The 19,532-nt window shown below is 64.5% G+C and carries 14 protein-coding genes; 8 read left to right on the top strand and 6 right to left on the bottom strand.

The features are described from left to right. Window positions 1-62 precede the first annotated feature (62 nt). Window positions 63-1,322: an urea ABC transporter substrate-binding protein gene (urtA, locus tag XF30_RS05205; RefSeq protein ID WP_036002134.1), complete on the bottom strand. Its 1,260-nt coding sequence runs from the start codon at window positions 1,320-1,322 to the stop codon at window positions 63-65. Window positions 1,323-1,491: 169 nt separating this feature from the next. On the opposite strand from urtA, the gene XF30_RS05200 reads away from it, so the two are divergent. Further along, window positions 1,492-4,863, top strand: a complete 3,372-nt coding sequence (locus XF30_RS05200) for a hybrid sensor histidine kinase/response regulator (protein WP_109142110.1) — start codon at window positions 1,492-1,494, stop codon at window positions 4,861-4,863. Continuing rightward, a complete protein-coding gene (locus tag XF30_RS05195; RefSeq protein ID WP_502696078.1) occupies window positions 4,847-5,773 on the top strand; it encodes a response regulator in 927 nt (308 codons plus the stop codon). The genes XF30_RS05200 and XF30_RS05195 overlap by 17 nt, the downstream gene beginning before the upstream one ends. Before the next feature lie 230 nt (window positions 5,774-6,003). On the opposite strand, the gene XF30_RS05190 is transcribed toward XF30_RS05195, so the two are convergent. After that, complete coding sequence (locus tag XF30_RS05190; RefSeq protein ID WP_192893038.1) at window positions 6,004-7,506, bottom strand: flavin-containing monooxygenase; 1,503 nt, start codon at window positions 7,504-7,506, stop codon at window positions 6,004-6,006. A gap of 125 nt (window positions 7,507-7,631) precedes the next feature. Next, on the bottom strand, window positions 7,632-8,390 hold the full coding sequence (locus XF30_RS05185; protein ID WP_036023917.1) for a S1 family peptidase: 759 nt from the start codon (window positions 8,388-8,390) through the stop codon (window positions 7,632-7,634). A 104-nt stretch (window positions 8,391-8,494) separates the two neighbouring features. Here XF30_RS05185 and XF30_RS05180 point away from each other — a divergent pair, with 104 nt between their 5' ends. After that, window positions 8,495-9,130: an HAD-IA family hydrolase gene (locus XF30_RS05180; RefSeq protein WP_192893037.1), complete on the top strand. Its 636-nt coding sequence runs from the start codon at window positions 8,495-8,497 to the stop codon at window positions 9,128-9,130. 120 nt (window positions 9,131-9,250) lie between these two features. On the opposite strand, the gene mtnA is transcribed toward XF30_RS05180, so the two are convergent. The 3 genes from mtnA to XF30_RS05165 all read right to left on the bottom strand — a co-directional run bounded on the left by mtnA (window position 9,251) and on the right by XF30_RS05165 (window position 11,623). Further along, window positions 9,251-10,357 carry an S-methyl-5-thioribose-1-phosphate isomerase gene (gene mtnA, locus XF30_RS05175; RefSeq protein ID WP_109142108.1) on the bottom strand — a complete coding sequence of 369 codons (1,107 nt, stop codon included), beginning with the start codon at window positions 10,355-10,357 and terminating at the stop codon, window positions 9,251-9,253. Window positions 10,358-10,387: 30 nt separating this feature from the next. Next, window positions 10,388-11,263 (bottom strand): S-methyl-5'-thioadenosine phosphorylase, encoded by an 876-nt coding sequence (locus tag XF30_RS05170; protein WP_109142107.1) that lies wholly within the window; start codon window positions 11,261-11,263, stop codon window positions 10,388-10,390. A gap of 87 nt (window positions 11,264-11,350) precedes the next feature. After that, a complete protein-coding gene (locus XF30_RS05165) occupies window positions 11,351-11,623 on the bottom strand; it encodes a phosphopantetheine-binding protein (protein ID WP_036002155.1) in 273 nt (90 codons plus the stop codon). 359 nt (window positions 11,624-11,982) lie between these two features. Here XF30_RS05165 and XF30_RS05160 point away from each other — a divergent pair, with 359 nt between their 5' ends. From XF30_RS05160 to XF30_RS05140, 5 genes are all read left to right on the top strand, one after another. Next, window positions 11,983-13,200 (top strand): acyl-CoA dehydrogenase family protein, encoded by a 1,218-nt coding sequence (locus XF30_RS05160; RefSeq protein ID WP_109142106.1) that lies wholly within the window; start codon window positions 11,983-11,985, stop codon window positions 13,198-13,200. A 56-nt stretch (window positions 13,201-13,256) separates the two neighbouring features. Continuing rightward, window positions 13,257-14,237, top strand: coding sequence for an amino acid--[acyl-carrier-protein] ligase (locus tag XF30_RS05155; protein ID WP_109142105.1), 981 nt, complete (start codon window positions 13,257-13,259; stop codon window positions 14,235-14,237). A gap of 95 nt (window positions 14,238-14,332) precedes the next feature. Beyond that, window positions 14,333-15,208, top strand: a complete 876-nt coding sequence (locus tag XF30_RS05150) for a GNAT family N-acetyltransferase (protein ID WP_109142104.1) — start codon at window positions 14,333-14,335, stop codon at window positions 15,206-15,208. 229 nt (window positions 15,209-15,437) lie between these two features. Continuing rightward, the gene (locus XF30_RS05145; RefSeq protein ID WP_109142103.1) at window positions 15,438-18,305 is read left to right on the top strand and encodes a PAS-domain containing protein; all 2,868 of its coding nucleotides are present in this window, start codon (window positions 15,438-15,440) and stop codon (window positions 18,303-18,305) included. A gap of 201 nt (window positions 18,306-18,506) precedes the next feature. Next, on the top strand, window positions 18,507-19,484 hold the full coding sequence (locus tag XF30_RS05140) for a tripartite tricarboxylate transporter substrate binding protein (RefSeq protein WP_036023927.1): 978 nt from the start codon (window positions 18,507-18,509) through the stop codon (window positions 19,482-19,484). The last annotated feature ends 48 nt before the right edge of the window (window positions 19,485-19,532 follow it).

Genomic DNA, 19,532 nt, shown 5'->3' with positions numbered 1-19,532 from the left:
GCCAGGGAGCGGTTTTGCCTTGAGGGGGTGCGGCGGACGCCGCGTCTTAACGGTAACGCTTCTTACTGGTAACCCTTCGGGAACGGATCCGGCTCGACGAGATCGGCGGTCTCGTAGATCAGCTCGAACTGGCCATCGAGCTTGGCGCGCCCCACCCGGGTCTTCGACCAGAGGTGATGGTTCTCGTGGATGCGCACATAGCCTTCCGGCGCGCCCTTGAACTCGACACCCGTAGAAGCCGTGGCGATCTTGTCGACGTCGAAAGAGCCGGCCTTTTCGACCGTCAGCTTCCACAGCCACGGGCCGAGATAGGCAGCCTGGGTGACGTCTCCGATCACGGTCTTCTCACCCCACATCTTCTTGAACGCCGAGACGAAAGCCTTGTTGTTCGCATTGTCGAGCGACTGGAAGTACTTCATGCAGGCATAGGCGCCCGCGATGTTCTCGCCGCCGATACCGTCGATCTCGTCCTCGGTCACCGAGATCGTCAGCAGTGCCTGCTTGGAGAGATCGATGCCGGCCGCCTTGAGCTGCTTGTAGAAGGCGACGTTGGAACCGCCGACGACGTCGGTGAAGATCACGTCCGGCTTGGTCAGCTTGATCTTGTTGATGACCGAATTGAACTGCGTCGAGCCGAGCGCATAATATTCCTCGCCGACCACTTTGCCCTTGAGCACGTTCTCGACGTGCTTGCGCGCGATCTTGTTGGAGGTGCGCGGCCAGATGTAATCCGAGCCGATGAAGAAGAAGGACTTGGCGCCCTTCTCCTTGGCGATCCAGTTCAGGCCGGCGAGAATCTGCTGGGTCGCTTCCTGGCCGGTATAGATGACGTTCTTGGACTGCTCGAGGCCTTCGTAGAAGGTCGGGTAGTAGAGCATGCCGTTATATTGCTCGACGACCGGCAGCACCGCCTTGCGCGAGGCCGAGGTCCAGCAGCCCATGATCGCCGCGACCTTGTCGTTGACGAGGAGCTTCTTCGCCTTCTCGGCGAAGGTCGGCCAGTCCGATGCGCCGTCCTCCTGGATGAACTTGATCTTGCGGCCGAGCACGCCGCCGGCCGCGTTGATCTGCTCGATCGCAAGCTTTTCGGCCTGGATCGAGCCGGTCTCGGAGATCGCCATGGTGCCGGTCGCCGAATGCAGGATGCCGACCGTGACCTCGGTGTCGGTGACGGCCAGACCCGTGGTGTTGACCGCCGAGGTCGCCGGCGCCTGCGCAAATGACCCGCGCGGCAGCATGGTGATGGCCGGGACCGCGGCCATTCCCATCAATAATTTGCGCCGCAGCGGCGACAACAGGCCCTTGTTTGCTTCGTCTGACATGAGCACCCCACTTTTGTTCGAGAACACGCGATTGGTGCCCGTGAGGATGGCTCGAATTTATGCAGCCCACGCATACGCAAGATCGCGTATACTGCACCGCAAAATGCCGACGTAGGCTTCTGGTACGGAATTTGCGAGGGGTCCGGGTCCGTATCGGGAGTGGGGTTAAGTGGCAGGGCGGCAGCGAATAGACCGCGTCAGGCGCCAGTACAATCAATGGGTCGCCAACCAGACGCTGGAAGATTACGCCCTGCGCTTCACCGCCAAGAGCGCGCGGCGCTGGTCCGCCGCCCGCGTCGCCAACACGGCACTGGGCGCGATCTCGTTCCTGGCGATGGAGGCGATCGGCGGGACCATCACGCTGAACTATGGCGTCACCAACGCGACTGCCGCCATCGTCGTGGTTTCCATCATCATCTTCGGCTGCGGGGTGCCTATTGCGTATTATGCCGCCAAATGCGGCATCGACATCGACCTGCTGACGCGGGGTGCCGGCTTCGGTTACATCGGCTCGACCGTCACCTCGCTGATCTACGCCTCCTTCACCTTCATCTTCTTCGCGATCGAGGCCGTGATCCTGGCGTCGGCACTCGAGATGTGCTTCGGGATTCCGCGGCCGGTGGGCTATCTCATCAGCGCCGTCGTCATCATCCCGCTGGTGGCCTACGGCATCACGCTGATCAGCCGCTTCCAATTGTGGACGCAGCCGCTGTGGGTGATCCTTCACATCATTCCGTTTGCCGCGATCGCCTGGCACAACCCGCGCTCCTTTGCGGAGTGGCACAAGTTCTCCGGCGAGCACGGCGACCTCAACGGGCATTTCGATCTCCTGCTGTTCGGCGTTGCGGCCTCGGTCGTGTTCTCGCTGGTGGCGCAGATCGGCGAGCAGGTCGACTTCCTGCGGTTCCTGCCGCGCGACCGCCGCGCCTCCAGGGCCTCCTGGTGGATGGCGCTGATGAGCGCGGGGCCGGGCTGGATCGTGCTGGGCGCGCTGAAGCTGCTGGCGGGCTCGTTCCTCGCCTTCTTCGCACTCAGCCACGGCGTGCCGCCCGAAGAAGCCGCCGAGCCGGCGCACATGTATCTCGAAGCATTCCGCTATGTGCTGTCGCAGCCCGACCTCGCTTTGGCCTTGACCGGCACCTTCGTGATCCTGTCGCAGGTCAAGATCAACGTTACCAACGCCTATGCCGGCTCGATCGCCTGGTCGAATTTCTTCTCGCGCTTGACCCACAGCCATCCCGGGCGCGTGGTCTGGCTGGTCTTCAACGTCGTCGTGGCCCTTCTGCTGATGGAGATCGGCGTCTACAAGGCCCTGGAGCAGACGCTGGCGCTCTATTCCAACGTCGCCATCGCCTGGGTCGGCGCGCTGGTCGCCGACCTCGTCATCAACAAGCCGCTCGGACTGCGGCCGCAGCAGATCGAGTTCAAGCGCGCGCATCTCTACGACGTCAATCCAGTCGGCGTGGGAGCGATGACGATCGCGACCATCGTCTCGATCAGCGCCTTCTACGGCCTGTTCGGGCCGACCGCGAAGGCGCTGTCGGCCTTCATCGCGCTCGCGGCGGCCTTCCTCACGGCACCGTTGATCGCCTGGGCCACGGACGGCAAATACTACATCGCCCGCAAGCCGAAGCGGAGCTGGCAGAACATCGAGGCGATCCAGTGCTGCATCTGCGAGCACTCGTTCGAGCCGGAGGACATGGCCTCCTGCCCCGCTTACGCCGGCCCGATCTGCTCGCTGTGCTGTTCGCTGGACGCGCGCTGCCACGATCTCTGCAAGCCGCATGCGAGATTCCAGGCGCAGGTGTCGGAAACGCTGGGCCGGCTGATGCCGCAGCCGATCTACGCCCGGATCAACTCGCAAGTGGGCCACTATATAGGCGTGTTCGTGGTCTCCGCCGGCCTGATCGCCCTGGTGCTGGGACTCATCTATCTACAGACGTCGGCGAACGTGCACGGCGACAACGAGCTCGTGTCCGACGTGCTCTGGAAGGTGTTCTTCTCGCTCAGCATCATCATCGGCGTGGTGGCGTGGCTGTTCGTGCTGGCGCAGCAGAGCCGCCGCGCCGCCGAGGCCGAGACGCGGCGGCAGACCGCGCTGCTGATCCAGGAGATCGACGCGCACAAGCGCACCGATGCCGAGCTCCAGCGTGCCAAGGAGGTCGCCGAATCCGCCAACCTCGCCAAGAGCCGCTATGTGGTCGGGCTGAGCCACGAGCTGCGCTCGCCGCTCAATGCGATCAGCGGCTATGCGCAACTGCTCGAGCAGGATACGACTCTCGGCGCCAAGCCGCGCGACCAGGTCCGCGTCGTCCGCCGCAGCGCCGACCATCTCTCCGGCCTGATCGACGGCATCCTGGACATCTCCAAGATCGAGGCGGGGCGGCTGTATCTGTCGCGCGACGAGGTGCGCTTGAGCGAGTTCCTCGACCAGCTCGTCGGCATGTTCCGCCTCCAGGCCGCCGCCAAGGGCATCGACTTCGTGTTCAGGCGGCCGCCGACGCTGCCGCGGGTGGTCTATGCCGACGAGAAGCGGCTGCGTCAGGTGCTGATCAACCTGCTCTCGAACGCCATCAAGTTCACCCAGTCCGGCAGCGTGCAGTTCGTGGTGCACTACCGCAGCCCGGTCGCCGAGTTCGAGGTGATCGACACCGGCCCGGGTATCCAGGGCGACGACCTCGAACGCATCTTCGCGCCATTCGAGCGGGGTGCGCTCGGCGCGTCGCAGCCGCAGACCGGCACCGGCCTCGGGCTCACCATCAGCCGCCTGCTCGCCGGCGTGATGGGCGGGGACATCAAGGTCACGAGCACGGTCGGCACCGGCTCGACCTTCAGGGTCAAGATCCTGCTCTCGGAGGTCGCCAATCCCCAGCGGATCGCGCCGGTGGAGGCGCCGGTCTCAGGGTATCACGGCCCGCGCAAGACCATCCTCGTCACCGACGACGATCCCGTGCATCGCGACCTCCTGCGCGAGGTGCTGACGCCGCTCGGCTTCATCCTGCTCAGCGCACCCGACGGCGCCGGCTGCCTCGCATTGGCGCAGCATTGCCGGCCCGATCTGTTCCTGCTCGACATCTCGATGCCTGCCATGGACGGCTGGGCGGTCGCCGAGGCCTTGCGCGCCAGCGGCCATCATCAGGCCCGCATCCTGATGGTGTCGGCAAGCGCGCTCGAGGCTCATGGCGCGCCGCTGGCGCAGCCCTTCCACGACGGCTACCTGATGAAGCCGATCGACATCCCGCGGCTGCTGGCGACGATTCGCCAGCTTCTCAAGATCGAATGGCAATACGGCTCGCATGAGGTCGCGGTGCCGTTCTGGCATCCGGAGACCGGATCGAAGCCGCCGCTGCGGCACATCGAGGCGCTGATCGGGCTCGGCCAGATCGGCTACGTCAAGGGCATCCAGCTGAAGCTGGACGAGATCGGCAGCGAGCACCCCGAGCATGCCGACTTCGTCGCGCAGATGCGGTCGCTGGTCGATCGCTTCGATCTCGACCAGTACATGGACACATTGAAGACGTTGCATGCTTATGAGCATTGAATCGAAGAAGCGCGACGTCGCGCTCGTCGTCGACGATTCCCCGGAGACGCTCCGGCTGCTCACCGACGCGCTCGACGGCGCCGGCATGACGGTGATGGTGGCGCTCGACGGCGCCGCGGCGATGCGCATCATCGACCAGATCACGCCCGACATCATCCTGCTCGATGCCGTGATGCCCGGCATCGATGGCTTCGAGACCTGCCGCCGGCTCAAGCGCGATGCGGGTCTCGCCAACGTCCCGGTGATCTTCATGACGGGTCTTGCCGAGACCGAGCACATCGTGCGTGGACTGGAAGCCGGCGGGGTCGACTACGTGACCAAGCCGATCGTGATCGAGGAGATGCTGGCGCGCATCCGGGTCCATCTCGGCAACGCCCGGCTGACCCAAAGCGCGCGCGCCGCGCTCGACGTCTCCGGCCGTTTCCTGTTCGCGGTCAATCGCCAGGGCCATTTGCTGTGGGCGACGCCGCAGGCGCAGAAGCTGCTATCCGATCATCACGGCGCGCAGACCGACGACTTCGTGCTGCCGCCGACGCTGCTGCAATGGCTCGAGCAGGCGAAGGCCAAGAGCGGCTCGAAATCCCAGGCCGCGTCGCTGCCCGACAGTCCGCAGCTCCGCTTCTATTACATGGGCGAGACCGCGCCGAACGAATTCCTGCTGCGGCTGTCCAAGGAAGCCGGCACCGCGCTGCCGCCCGAATTCACCAGCGAGCTCGGCCTCACCACGCGCGAAGGCGAGGTGCTGGCCTGGCTCAGCAAGGGCAAGACCAACCGCGACATCGCGCAAATTCTGGGCCTCAGCCCGCGCACCGTCGACAAGCACCTGGAGCAGATCTACGCCAAGCTCGGCGTCGAGAACCGGACCGCCGCGGCCGCGATCGCCGCGAATGCGACGCGGCGGAATTCTTGAGCGTGGTGTAGATGAGTTGAGGCGCTGCCAACCGAGCAAATGGTGTCGTCCCGGACAAGCGCAGCGAAGCGGAGCGCCGATCCGGGACCCATAACCCCAGGGAGTAGTTTGGCGAAGGCTCGGAGTGACCAGCTCGCTCTATAACCACCGCCTGGGAGTATGGGTCCCGGGCTCGCTTCGCGCCCCGGGACGACAGTGGCGATCGCTAACCTCGCCTTACATCGGCATCGTCAACTGTAGACGAAAGCCTTGTCGTCCAGGTCCGTCTTCGGAATCTCGTCCTTCTCGGTCCAGTAATCCTGGCTGTGCTGCCATTCCGGCTTGTCGCCGCGCTTGGGCAGCAGGTTCATGTTGCGCATCATGTAGCCGGGGTTGAAGTTTTCCGGATCGATCCAGGGCAGGATCGGCATGTTGTGGTCTTCAGGTCGCAGCTTGACCTCGACCTTCTTTGCACCCTTCGCCTTCATGTGCCCGAGCAGCCGGCAAACGAAATCGGCGACGAGATCGACGCGCAGCGTCCAGCTGGCGCGGAAATAGCCGAACACCCAGACCATGTTCGGCACGCCCGTGAACATCATGCCGCGATAGGTGACGGTGTCGCCGAAGGCGAGCGGCTTGCCGTCGATCTCGAAGGCGATATCGCCGAGCGCGGCAAGATTGAAGCCGGTCGCAGTGACGATGACATCGGCCTCGAGTAGCTTGCCGGACTTGAGCTGGATGCCGTTCTCGACGAAGCATTCGATCTCGTCGGTGACGACGGAGGCCTTGCCGCTGGCGATGCCCTTGAACAAATCGGCATCCGGCACGAAGGCGATGCGCTGCCGCCACGGCCGGTATTTCGGCGTGAAATGGGTCTCGACGTCGTAGTCGGGACCGAGCACGGCGCTGATCTGGCCGATCAGCTCCTTCTTCACCTGCTCGGGCTTGGACACGCAGAGCTTGGTGAACGCATCCTGCTCGAACAGGATCTTGCGCCGCACGATCTCGTGGATCCAGGCTTCATCGACCTGCAACCGGCGCAGCTCTTCCGCGATCTCGATGGCGTTGCGGCCGAGGCGGAAATAGGTCGGCGAGCGCTGCAGCATGGTGACATGGGCGCACTTGTCGGTGATGTTCGGCACCAGTGTTGCCGCGGTTGCGCCCGAGCCGATCACGACGACCTTCTTGTTCGTGAGGTCGATATCGTCGGGCCAGGTCTGGGGATGGACGATGCGGCCCTTGAAACGGTCCATGCCCTTCCATTCCGGCGTGTAGCCTTCGGAATGCCGATAATAGCCCTGGCACATCCAGAGGAAGTTCGCCGTGAAGGTCCTGGGCTCGCCGGTGTCGGTCGTCACGGCGTCGATGGTCCAGAGATTCTGCTCGCTCGACCAGCTCGCGGAATTGATCTTGTGCTTGTAGCGAATGTGCCGCGCGATATCGTTGTCGTCGATCACCTCCTTCATATAGGAGAGGATCTCTTCGGCGGTCGCAATCGGCGGGCCGACCCAAGGCTTGAAGCTGTAGCCGAAAGTGTGGAGATCGCTGTCGGAGCGAATACCGGGATAGCGATGTGTGCTCCAGGTGCCGCCGAATGTTTCCTGCGTCTCCAGGATGACGTAGCTCGTGCCCGGCAGCTGCTTCTGGATGTGATAGGCGCTACCGATGCCGGATATGCCGGCGCCGACGATCAGCACGTCGAAATGTTCAGAAGCCTGTTTGGCCGTGGCGTGACTGCGAACAGCGACATTCATTGTTGCTTCTATGCCTTGCTTGTCTTTGTGGCCGTCCTTGATTGGACGGCGCGTTTCCTCCGCGACGGGCATGATCACCCGCCGCGCCTCCGCTTCAAAATGACATAGATCAAGTCGCGGTCAAATCACAGTGCCGCACCCCAGCTCCGCGCGGTCTGCAAGATCCAGTCGCGATAGAGCGTCAGCGGCGTCACGCCGGTCAAGCCGCCGCAACCGGCGGCGCCGTTCGGTCCTGTCGACCAGCTGATGAGGCCGACGAGCACGGGACCGTTCGACCTGTCCTCGAACACGGGGCCGCCGGAATCGCCGGTGCAGGCGCCAATTCCGCCGCGAACACCGTTGGTTACGGGATCGACCAGACGAATCTGCAGCGTGCCGGGCTGCCCGGTTGCAACGAGGCCGGCCACGCGCGTGGTGCCGCCGCTCTTGCCATCACCGAGAACCGTGACGCCGATGCCGGCGACGACGAAGCGACTGCCGACCTGAATTGGAATCGTGGGCATGCCGACCGTCACCGTGGATTTTCCCTTCAGTGGAATTTCCAACTGCAGCAGCGCCACGTCGGCGGTGGCGCGATGCGCCTGCATCGCCTGCATGTTGAAGTTCGGATGGATCGCGACGGTGCGCACGTTCAGCAATTGCGGCTGGCCGTCGCCGCCGCGATCGACCACCTTGTAATCCGCGCCCGGCTGCACGCAATGGGCGACCGTCAACACCAGCCTCGGGGCGATCAGGCTGCCGGTGCAGAAATTGCCGCGCGAGCCGACGATGGTGACGACGGCGCGGGCGACGCCATCTGCCTGCGGCGTGCCGCCGCCGACGATGGCGTGAGCGGGCGCAGCGAGCAGCAGCGTAGCTGCGATGAGGGTGGCGAGCTTCTTCATGGGAACACGCATCGGCATCGATGAAGGCGGGCGATTGCTTCGGACTGGCTCTTGCCGATAGCGCATGCTAGCCCTCTTGGAAAGCAATTGACGAGGGCAGGACATTGGCGATCGAGGCGGTGATCTTTGATTTCGGCGGCGTGCTGACGAGCTCGCCCTTCGAGGCGTTCACGCGGTTCGAGACCGAGCGCGGCCTGCCCGCCGATATCATCCGGCGCACCAACGCCGCCAATCATCTGGAAAACGCCTGGGCCAAATTCGAGCGGGCCGAGGTCGACATCGAGACGTTCGACGCATTGTTCGCCGCCGAATCGCTCGCGCTCGGTGCGGAGGTGCGCGGCCGAGACGTGCTGCCGCTGCTGCAGGGCGATCTGCGCCCGGAGATGGTCGAGGCCCTGAAGCGCATCAAGGCGCAATTCCAGACCGGCTGCATCACCAACAATCTGCCGGCCAACGCGATCGGCAGCATGACGGGACGTTCTCTCTACATCGCCGAAGTCATGGTGCTGTTCGATCACGTCATCGAATCCGCCAAGATCGGTCTGCGCAAACCCGATCCACGCATCTACCAGATGATGGTCGAGACGCTGAAGGTCGATCCGAACAATTGCGTCTATCTCGACGATCTCGGCGTCAACCTGAAGCCGGCGCGTCAGATGGGCATGACCACGATCAAGGTGACGAGCGGGGCGCAGGCGATCGCGGAGCTGGAGACGGCGACGGGGCTGAAGCTGGGGTAGTTCGACATACGCCGTCATTGCGAGCGCAGCGAAGCAATCCAGAGTCTTTCCGCGGAGGGAGTCTGGATTGCTTCGCTGCGCTCGCAATGACGGTTGTGGCGAGATATCGCCCAACCAAATCTACTTCGCCGCCGTAGAGATCCGCTCCGGAAATGCCGACGCCAGCGCGGCGCGATCCGGCTTCAGCACGCCGCGCTCGGTGATGAGACCGGTGACGAGCCGCGCCGGCGTCACGTCGAAGGCGTAATTCGCGACCGGCGAGTTTTCGGGCACGATGCGTACCGTCTCCAGCCGGCCGTCCGCGGTGCGGCCGGTCATGTCGGTGACCTCCACGCCGCTGCGCTGTTCGATCGGGATGTCGCGGATGCCGTCATGGACGGCGAAATCGATCGTCGGCGACGGCAGCGCGACGTAGAACGGCACACCGTTGTCATGCGCGGCAAGCGCCTTCAGGTAAGTGCCGATCTTGTTGCAGACGTCGCCATTGGCGGCGACGCGGTCGGTGCCGACGATGGCGAGATCGACCATGCCGTGCTGCATCAGGTGCCCGCCGGTATTGTCCGGGATCACCGTGTGCGGCACGCCGTGATGGCCAAGCTCCCAGGCCGTGAGCGAGGCGCCCTGGTTGCGCGGACGGGTCTCGTCGACCCAGACATGGATCTTGATGCCGCGCTCATGCGCAAGATAGATCGGCGCCGTCGCCGTGCCCCAATCGACGGTGGCGAGCCAGCCGGCGTTGCAATGGGTCAGCACGTTGACGACTTCGCCCGGCTTCTTCGCCGCGGTGGCCTCGATCAGCTTCAGGCCGTTGTCGGCAATGCCGCGGTTGATCTCGACGTCCTGCTCGGCGATCTCGTCGGCGCGCCCATAGGCCGCTTCCGCCCGTTCCACCGGATCGATCGGCGCGAGCGCCGCGCGCATCTCGTCCAGCGCCCACTTCAGGTTGATCGCGGTCGGCCGCGCCACGACCAGCGTGTCATAAGCGCGTTGCAGCCCGGCGTCGGAAGCGTCCTCGCGCATCGCGAGCGCCATGCCGTAGGCGGCGGTGGCGCCGATCAGCGGCGCGCCGCGCACAAGCATGTCGCGTATAGCAACGGCCGCATCTTCACACGAAGTCAGCCGCGCAATGACGAATTCATGCGGCAGCCGGCGCTGATCGATCGCGCCGACCGACCAGCCGTCGCGCTCGCGCCAGATGCTGCGGAAATGCTTGCCGTCGACTTTCATGGCATTCTGCCTTTTCGTTCTTCTTGCGTCTCACGCTCGCAGGATGCGCCCGGCCACCGCATCGAGCTTCTTCAGGAGCTCGGGATCGCGCGCCTCGGGTGCCGTGATCAGCGCGGTGTCGAGCGCACGGTCCGATCCGATCGGACACGGCTCGTGCTCGCGCGGAAAGTCCCTGGCCAGCCGCGCCACCAGCAACTTCGCCTTGTCGGCGTTCGAATTCAGCACGCGGATGATGTCCTGCACGGTGACCGCATCGTGGTCGGGATGCCAGCAATCGAAATCCGTCACCATGGCGACGGTGGCGTAACAGATCTCCGCCTCACGGGCGAGCTTGGCTTCGGGCATATTGGTCATGCCAATCACCGAGTAGCCCAGCGTCTTGTACGTCATGCTTTCCGCGTAAGTGGAGAATTGCGGCCCTTCCATGCAGACATAAGTGCCGCCGCGCGCGATCGCGATGCCTTCCGCTTCCGCGGCGGCCGCCAGATGGATGCGCAGCCGCGGCGAGACCGGGTGCGCCATCGACACATGCGCGACGCAGCCGCGGCCGAAGAACGAACTCTCGCGCTTATGGGTGCGGTCGACGAACTGGTCGACGAGAACGAAGGTGCCGGGCGGCAGTTCCTCCCTGAAGGAACCGCAGGCCGAGAGCGAGATCAAATCGGTGACGCCGGCGCGCTTCAGCACGTCGATGTTGGCGCGATAATTGATGTCGGAGGGGGACAGCCGGTGCCCCTTGTCATGCCGGGGCAGGAACACGATCGGCAGGCCGGCGATGGAGCCACGCCTTAAAGGAGCCGACGGCTCGCCCCAGGGGCTCTCGATCACCTCTTCGCGCGCACCCTCTAAGCCGGGCAGGTCATAGATGCCCGAGCCGCCGATGATGCCCAATACCGCCTGCGTCATGCCTGCTCCACCCTGTCCGCCGAATGTGACATGGTTAAGCTATGCCAGTTTTGCGGCGGATTTGGAACGGGGGGAGATGCGCCCCTGTTAAGCCGCGGTCGCCGGCTGGAGCTGCATCGCGACCATCCGCTCCAGCGTCTCGACGGACTGGAAATTCTCCGGCGTGATCTCGGACTGCGGAATGGTGAAGTCGAATTCGGCCTCGACGCCGAGCATGAGATTGACCATGTCCATCGAGGTCAGGCCGATATCGACGAGCTTGGCCGAAGGCGTAACGTTCGCGGTGAGCGAATTCTGTTCGAGGATGCCCTTCACCAGCTTGATGATGCGATTGCGCAAAACGGTATCAAAGGCCTGCATCGGCAAATTCCCATCTGTCTATCGGGGTCGGACCGGACTGCCGGCTACGATGGGTGCGGGCTGCCGGTCCTGCAATGGGCGACACCAATACTTCGCGTTTCTTAGTAAACGATGACTCAGATTGTCGGAAATCCAACCTTCTTCCAGAGTCCTAACGCGATACCAGAAAATCCGGCGATGCGAACAACCGGACCTTAACTGTTCGTTCGGAATTGGGTTTTGTTTACCCTCTATTTCATCGACGAATTTGAATTAAATCCGTAGCCTCGTCTCACAAGCAAAGATGGCTGGAGGATCGCCTCAAGCGGCATCGCGAATGATGCCGGCGATCTCGAACGGCAAACCGGAGGCGGACGAGCATGAACGTGCGTGAAGCAGTCCTCACTGTCGACGAAATGCAGACGAGCTTTCTCGAGCAGGGTCCCTCCCTGATCGAGCGCGCCGCCCGGACCGCCGCAGCGGCCGCGGCCGACGCCGACGAGGTCGATCGCGACGCCCGCTTCCCGCACCGGGCTTTCGACGTCGCACGCGAGCAGAAGCTGCTCGGCGTGATGATTCCGGTCGAGTTCGGCGGCTTCGGCGCCTCGATCCATGACGTCACCGACATCTGCTACACGCTCGGACGCGCCTGCGCGTCCACGGCGATGATCTACGCGATGCACCAGACCAAGGTCGCCTGCGTCATCAGGCACGGCCATGGCATCCCCTGGATGGAGACCATGATGCGCCGGGTCGCCCGCGACCAGTGGCTGCTCGCCTCCTCCACCACCGAAGGCCAGAACGGCGGCAACATCCGCGCCAGCGCGGCTGCGGTCGACCATGCCGGCGATACCGTCTCGCTGGTGCGCGACGCCACCGTGATCTCCTACGGCGCCGAAGCCGATGGCCTCGTCACCATCGCCCGCCGCGCCACCGAAGCCGCCGCCTCCGACCAGGTGCTGCTGGCGCTCGCCAAGGACGATTATTCGCTGAAGCGGACGCTGGGCTGGGAAACGCTCGGCATGCGCGGCACCTGCTCGACCGGGTTCGAGCTGAAGGTCGACTGCCCCGCCGACCGCATCTTCCCGGAATCCTATGACAAGATCCACGCCCAGACCATGACGCCATTCGCGCATCTGTGCTGGTCGTCGGCCTGGGCCGGCATCGCCGCTGCGGCGGTGACGCGCGCGCAGGCCTTCATCCGCAAGGCGGCCCGCTCGTCCGGCGGACAGATGCCCCCGGCCGCGGCGCACTTCACCGCCGCCAAGATGTCGCTGGCCAAGCTGCGCGCGCTGATATCAGCCAATATCGACGCTTTCGCCCGCGTCGAGCACGACGAGCGTGCTCTGAGCTCGCTCGACTTCCAGTCCTCGATCACGCTCTTGAAGGTGCAGGCCTCCGAGCTCGCGGTCGAGACCGTGATGCATGCGATGCGCACCGCGGGACTTGCCGGCTATCGCAACGACGGCGAGTTCACCATGGGCCGCCACCTCCGCGACGTGCTGTCGTCGCCGATCATGATCAACAACGACCGGATCCTGGCCAATGCCGCGACGTCGACATTGATGAGCGGGGTGCCGGCGAGCCTTCGCGACTGACGTACCTCCGCGACCGATTCAACAAGAACAATTTTGAGATAGCAGGACATCGAACCATGAATATTGCCGTCCTCCCCGACTCGCCCACCACCGCGCCGCAAATGATCGATCCGCTCGATCATCTCGCCGACCAGCTGTTCCACCGCATGGGCGCCGATGGCGTCTATGCCCGCACCGCCCTCTATGAGGGCATCGTCGAGAAGCTCGCCGCGCTGATCACCGTTCATCGCGAGGCCGGCACCGAGGTGATGCGCTTCCCGCCGGTGATGAGCCGATCCCAGCTGGAGAAGTCCGGCTATCTCAAGAGCTTTCCGAACCTGCTCGGCTGCGTCTGCGGCCTGCACGGCACCGAACGCGAGATCAACGCCGCAGTGAGCCGCTTCGATGCCGGCGGCGACTGGACGACTTCGCTGTCGCCGGCCGATCTCGTGCTGTCGCCGGCCGCCTGCTATCCGGTCTATCCGATCGCGGCGAGCCGCGGCCAATTGCCGAAGGGTGGCCTGCGCTTCGACGTTGCCGCGGATTGCTTCCGCCGCGAGCCGTCGAAGCATCTCGACCGGCTGCAATCGTTCCGCATGCGCGAATATGTCTGCATCGGCAGCCCCGACGACGTCGCCGATTTCCGCGAGCGCTGGATGGTGCGCGCGCAGAAGATCGCGACCGATCTCGGCCTCACCTTCCGCGTCGACTATGCCAGCGATCCGTTCTTCGGCCGCGTTGGCCAGATGAAAGCGGTGAGCCAGAAGCAGCAGCAGCTCAAGTTCGAGCTGCTCATCCCGCTGCGCTCGGAAGAGCAGCCGACGGCGTGCATGAGCTTCAACTATCACCGCGAGCATTTCGGTACGACCTGGGGAATCCAGGACGCCGACGGCGAGCCGGCGCACACCGGCTGCGTTGCCTTCGGCATGGACCGCCTGGCCGTCGCCATGTTCCACACCCACGGCACCGATCTTTCCGCCTGGCCCGCCAAGGTGCGGGACGTCCTGAGCCTGCAGCCGCCTGTCGCGGCCGAGGCCCATGGCGAAGGTTGGCGCTAGAGCATGATCCGGAAAAGTGCGGAGCGGTTTTCCGAGAAGATCATGCTGAAACGATAGACCTCACGAGGCCGACCATTTCCACGGGCAAGACGAGCGTGATCCATACCAAGGTCCGATGCCGCGAGATCACCGAGTCCGACGTCGATAAGATCGCGGACTTGCTGACGCGCGGCTTCGTCGGCCGTTCACGCGACTACTGGATCCAGGGTCTGCGCCGGCAGGCCTTCCGGGCCGCGCCGGAGGGCTATCCGCGCTTCGGCTACATGCTCGACGACGACGGCACGCCCGTCGGCGTGCTGCTCTTGATCTACAGCGAACGCAAGGAGGGCGACGAGACCGCCATCCGGTGCAATTTGTCGAGCTGGTATGTCGACCCGGCCTACCGCAACTACGCGCCGCTGCTGACCAAGATCGCCCAGCGGCACAAGCACGTCACTTATTTCAACATCAGCCCGGCGCAGTGGACCTGGCCAATCATCGAGACGCAGGGCTTTCGCGCCTATTGCCGCGGCATATTCTTCTCGGTCCCTGCGCTAGCGCGCGTCCCGCGCTGGAACGAGATCGAGGTCATTCCGCCGCACGCCAAGGAGATCAAGGGGCTTTCCGAGGCGGAGACCGAGCTTTTGACGCGACATGCGCGTTACAATTGCCTCAGTCTGGTATGCCGCACGCCGAAGGGAACCTTCCCCTTCATCCTGCAACCGGTGCGCATCCGCCGCGGTTTCATCGCACCGCCCGCCATGAAGCTGATCTATTGCCGGAGCACCGCAGAATTTGCCGAATGCGCCGGCCGCATCGGACGGCTGCTGCTGCGGCTCGGCAAGATCGCGGTGGCCGTCGATGCCAACGGTCCGGTTCCCGGCCTCGTCGGCATCTACACCGAGCGGCGCGGCCGGAAATACTTCAGGGGCCCGCACCAGCCACAGCTCGGCGACCTCACCGATACGGAGCTCGTGCTGTACGGGCCGTAGAGCAACGCCCGGCGCTGTAAATCTGTACGAGCGGAGCGGGAATATCGCCGCGCTCGTCCGGAGCTACGGCCTATCGCCTTGGCAGCGGGCCGTTTACGCGTGCGCTCACCATCGCCGGTCATCCTCCGTAAACTACGGCGCTTAAGGGAATTTTCCGGCCTGTTCGCTAGCCTCGGCGGCTGAATTAGGCTGCATTCAGTCTATTGCTGGCCGAGGCCCCGCCGACCCCATGATGTCGACCCGCGAGAGCGAGCTTGGTACAGGCCGTGAGCAGGGCCCAGGCGCCCTCGTCGCGCTGAGCCAGCTTGCGCTCGACCACATGGAACAGGGCGTCTGCGTCTACGATGCCGACAACCGGATCGTGCTGACGAACCAGCGCTATCTCAGACTGTTCGACATGTCGGCCGAAATCGTGCGGATCGGCACCAGCTATCGCGAGGTGCTCGCGCACAGCGCAAGCCGCGGCAACTTTCCGCAAGACCAGCTCGACGCGTTGTATTCGAGGCGGATGGCGCAGATCGCCGCGGGCAAGCCGTTCCGCACCGAGCAAATGCTGGCGAGCGGCCTCGTCATGTCGCTCGAGCTGAAGCCGCTCCCCGGCGGCGGCTGGATGACGATCTGCGATGACGTCACCCGCCTCGCCCGGCTCGAAGCGGAACTGCGCGTGCAGACCGAGCGCAGCCAGCACGCGCTCGCCAACATGTCGCACGGACTGATCATGTACGACGTCGACAGCCGTGTCGTCGTTTGCAACGAACGGTTCCTGAAGCTCTACAACCTCGACCCCGAGATCGTGAAGCCGGGCGTCGCGCATTCCACGGTGATCGAGCACTGGATGTCGCGCGGCAACCTGCCGGGCATGTCGGGCGACGAATTCTACCAGAACCGGCTGGAGGACGTGCGCACTAGGAAGCCGAAGACGCTGCTGGTGATGCGCTACGACGGACGGATGGTGCAGGCGGTCTCCCGCTTTCTTCCCGACGGCGGCTGGGTGACGGTGCACGAGGACGTCACGGAGCGGCTGCAATACGAGGAAACGCTGCGGCAGCAGAATTTCATCCTCGATGCGGCGCTGGAGAACATGGCCCACGGGCTCGCCTTCTTCGACAGCGACATGCGGCTTCGGGTCTGCAACTCCACCTACCTCAAGATCTACCTGTTGTCGCCGGAGGAGACCCGCCCCGGCACACACCTCGCCGAGCTGATCGAGCGATCCATGGCGAACGGCGCGTTCTCCCCGGAATACAGCCCGCAGCAGATCCTCAAAGCCGTCCGCGCGCGGATCGCAAGCCGTGATTCCTCGCCGATGCGCCGGCGCATGTCGAACGACACGGTGATCTCGGTGCGCTATTGCGCGCTGGCCGAAGGCGGCTTCGTCGCCACCTATGAGGACATTACCGAGCGCGAGCGTGCGATCGAGGAGCTGAGCGAGCAGTACCGCCGGTTCGACGCTGCCCTGAACAACATGAGCCAGGGCCTGTGCATGCTCGACGCCAGCCTGCGCGTGATCGTCTGCAACCGCCGCTACATCGAGATGTATGGATTGTCGCCGGAGACCGTGAAGCCAGGCGTCTCGATGCGCGACATCATGGAGCACGCCTGCGAGCTCGGCATCCATCCGAACATGACCGGCGCCAAGCTCTATGCCGACTACGTCGAGAGGCTGCGCGAGGGCGAGCACACGCTGCACCGCCATTTGAACGACGGCCGCATCATCAAGCTCAACCACAAGCGGATGGAGCATGGTGGCTGGGTCGTGACCTATGAGGACGTCACCGAGCGCCACAAGGCCCAGGCCCGGGTGGCGCACATGGCGCGGCACGATTCGCTCACCGACCTGCCCAACCGCACGCTGTTCCGCGAGAAGATGGGCGAGGGGCTGAACCAGGTCGCGATCGCCGGCGGCGCCATGGCCGTGCTGTGCTTCGACCTCGACAACTTCAAGACCGTCAACGACCGCCTCGGCCACGCCGCCGGCGACCGCCTGCTGCGCTGGGTCGCGGCGCGCCTCAAGGAGAATGTCGGCGAGCACGACACCGTCGCGCGGCTTGGCGGCGACGAGTTCGCCGTGCTCCAGCGCGGGCCGCAGCCGCAATCGGCCGAGGCGCTCGCCCGCCGCCTGGTCGAGATCATCGGTCATCCGCCGCCGCTGGAAAGCCAGTCGATCCATGTCGGCGTCTCCGTCGGCATCGCGATCGCGCCCGACCACGGACTCGATGCCGATGAGCTGATGAAATGCGCCGACCTCGCGCTCTACCAGGCCAAGGCCAAGGGGCGCGGAGCCTATCAGTTGTTCGAGCCCGAGATGGAGGAACAGGCGCGCAGCCGGCACGCGCTGGAGCAGGACCTGGTCGGCGCGCTGGAAGGGCGTGAATTCCACCTGGTGTTTCAACCGCAGATGCGGCTCGATTCCTCCGAGCTCACCGGCTTCGAGGCATTGCTGCGCTGGAAGCATCCCTCGCGCGGCTTCGTCTCTCCGGCCGAGTTCATCCCGATTGCGGAGGAGAACGGGCTGATCGTTCCGATCGGCGAATGGGTGCTGCGCACGGCCTGCGCCACCGCCGCGTCCTGGCCCGGCGTCACCGTCGCGGTGAACCTGTCTCCGGTGCAATTCCGCTCCCGCGGCCTGGTGGCGATGGTCACGAGCGCGCTTGCGGAAGCCGGCCTGCCGCCGCAGCGGCTCGAGCTCGAGGTCACGGAGACGGCGCTGCTCGACGACAGCAAGGCGACCATCGACATCCTGCACCAGCTCCGCGCACTCGGGGTGCGCGTCAGCCTCGACGATTTCGGGGTCGGCTATTCCTCCCTGAGCTATCTGCGCAAGTTTCCATTCGACCGCATCAAGATCGATCGCTCCTTCGTCGGAACGCTCGGCGAAAGCCCGGAGAGCGTTGCCATCGTCAGAACGATCGCGAGCCTCGGCTCCGTGCTCGGCGTCGAGACCACGGCGGAGGGCGTGGAAACCGAGGAACAGCTCGACTTCGTCCGCGAATGCGGCTGCACCGCGGTCCAAGGCTATTATTTCGGCAAGCCGTGTCTCGCCTCGGAAGTCGGCCGCACCATCGAGACGCTGAACACGGTCCGGCGCGTGGCCTGACCGCTTCGGCCGCTCAAATTCCGCCTCTCGGCACGCGGCCAAACGACGAATTGTCGCAGAGGTCGGCTCTGTCGGCGTTAGCTGACCGACGGCCGCACAGCGATGCGCGCAACACGCTTTTCTTCTCCGTCAAATTCAGGAACAATCGCCTCGCAACGAGAGACGGCGCCCCCAGAGAGGCCGCCGCGAGGGAGGCTTTCGATGTCGGGATACGGGCTGAAGACGATTGCATTTGCCGCGGTGCACGCCGTCATGGGCTTATTGCTCTCCACGGCGGTCAATGCGCAGGACTATCCAACGAAGCCGATCACGTTGATCGTGCCTTGGCCGGCCGGCGGATCGACTGATCTCTCGATGCGCGCGATCGCCGACAGCGCCTCGAAGGTGCTGGGCCAGCCGATCGTGATCGACAACAAGGCCGGCGGCAGCGGCACGGTCGGGCCGGCGACGATGGCCGCGGCGGCGAAGCCGGACGGCTATACCATCTCACAGATCCCGATCACCGTGTTTCGCCTGCCCTTGATGCAGGAGGTGTCGTGGGATCCGGCAAAGGATTTCACCTATATCGTCCATCTCACCGGCTACACCTTCGGCGTGACCACGAGCGCGGAATCGCAGTTCAAGAGCTGGAAGGACGTGGTGGAGTTCGCAAAGGCGAATCCGGGCAAGGTGACCTATGCCACGCCCGGCGCCGGCACCTCGCTGCATATCGGCATGGAGCAGATCGCCGCGATGTCCGGCATCAAGCTGACCCAGGTCCCTTTCAAGGGCGGCGCGGAGACTAACGCCGCCGTGCTGGGACAGCACACTATGCTGCAGGCTGATTCCACGGGATGGCGGCCGCTGGTCGACGCCGGCAAGCTGCGGCTCCTGATGGTGTGGACCGGCGCACGCTCGCCGAACTATCCCGACGTGCCGACGCTGAAGGAGCTCGGCTATCCCATGGTCTATGATTCCCCGTTCGGCATTGCAGGACCGAAAGGGATGGATCCCAAGATCGTCGCCAAGCTGCACGACGCATTCAAGAAGGCGGTCGAGGATCCTGCGGTGGTGGCGACGCTGGCCAAATACGACATGGTGCCGAACTACAAGAACACGGAGGATTACAAGAAATTCATCGTCGAGGTCACGGAGTCCGAGCGCAAGGTGATCGAGACGCTCGGGCTCGCGAAGAAGTAAGACCGCGCTGCTTGTGTCCCGGACGCGCTGCAGCGTGCAACGCTGCTG

The sequence above is a fragment of the Bradyrhizobium sp. SUTN9-2 genome (assembly GCF_003122645.1).
Taxonomy (GTDB): domain Bacteria; phylum Pseudomonadota; class Alphaproteobacteria; order Rhizobiales; family Xanthobacteraceae; genus Bradyrhizobium; species Bradyrhizobium yuanmingense.
This window is presented reverse-complemented; position numbering and strand designations above follow the sequence as displayed.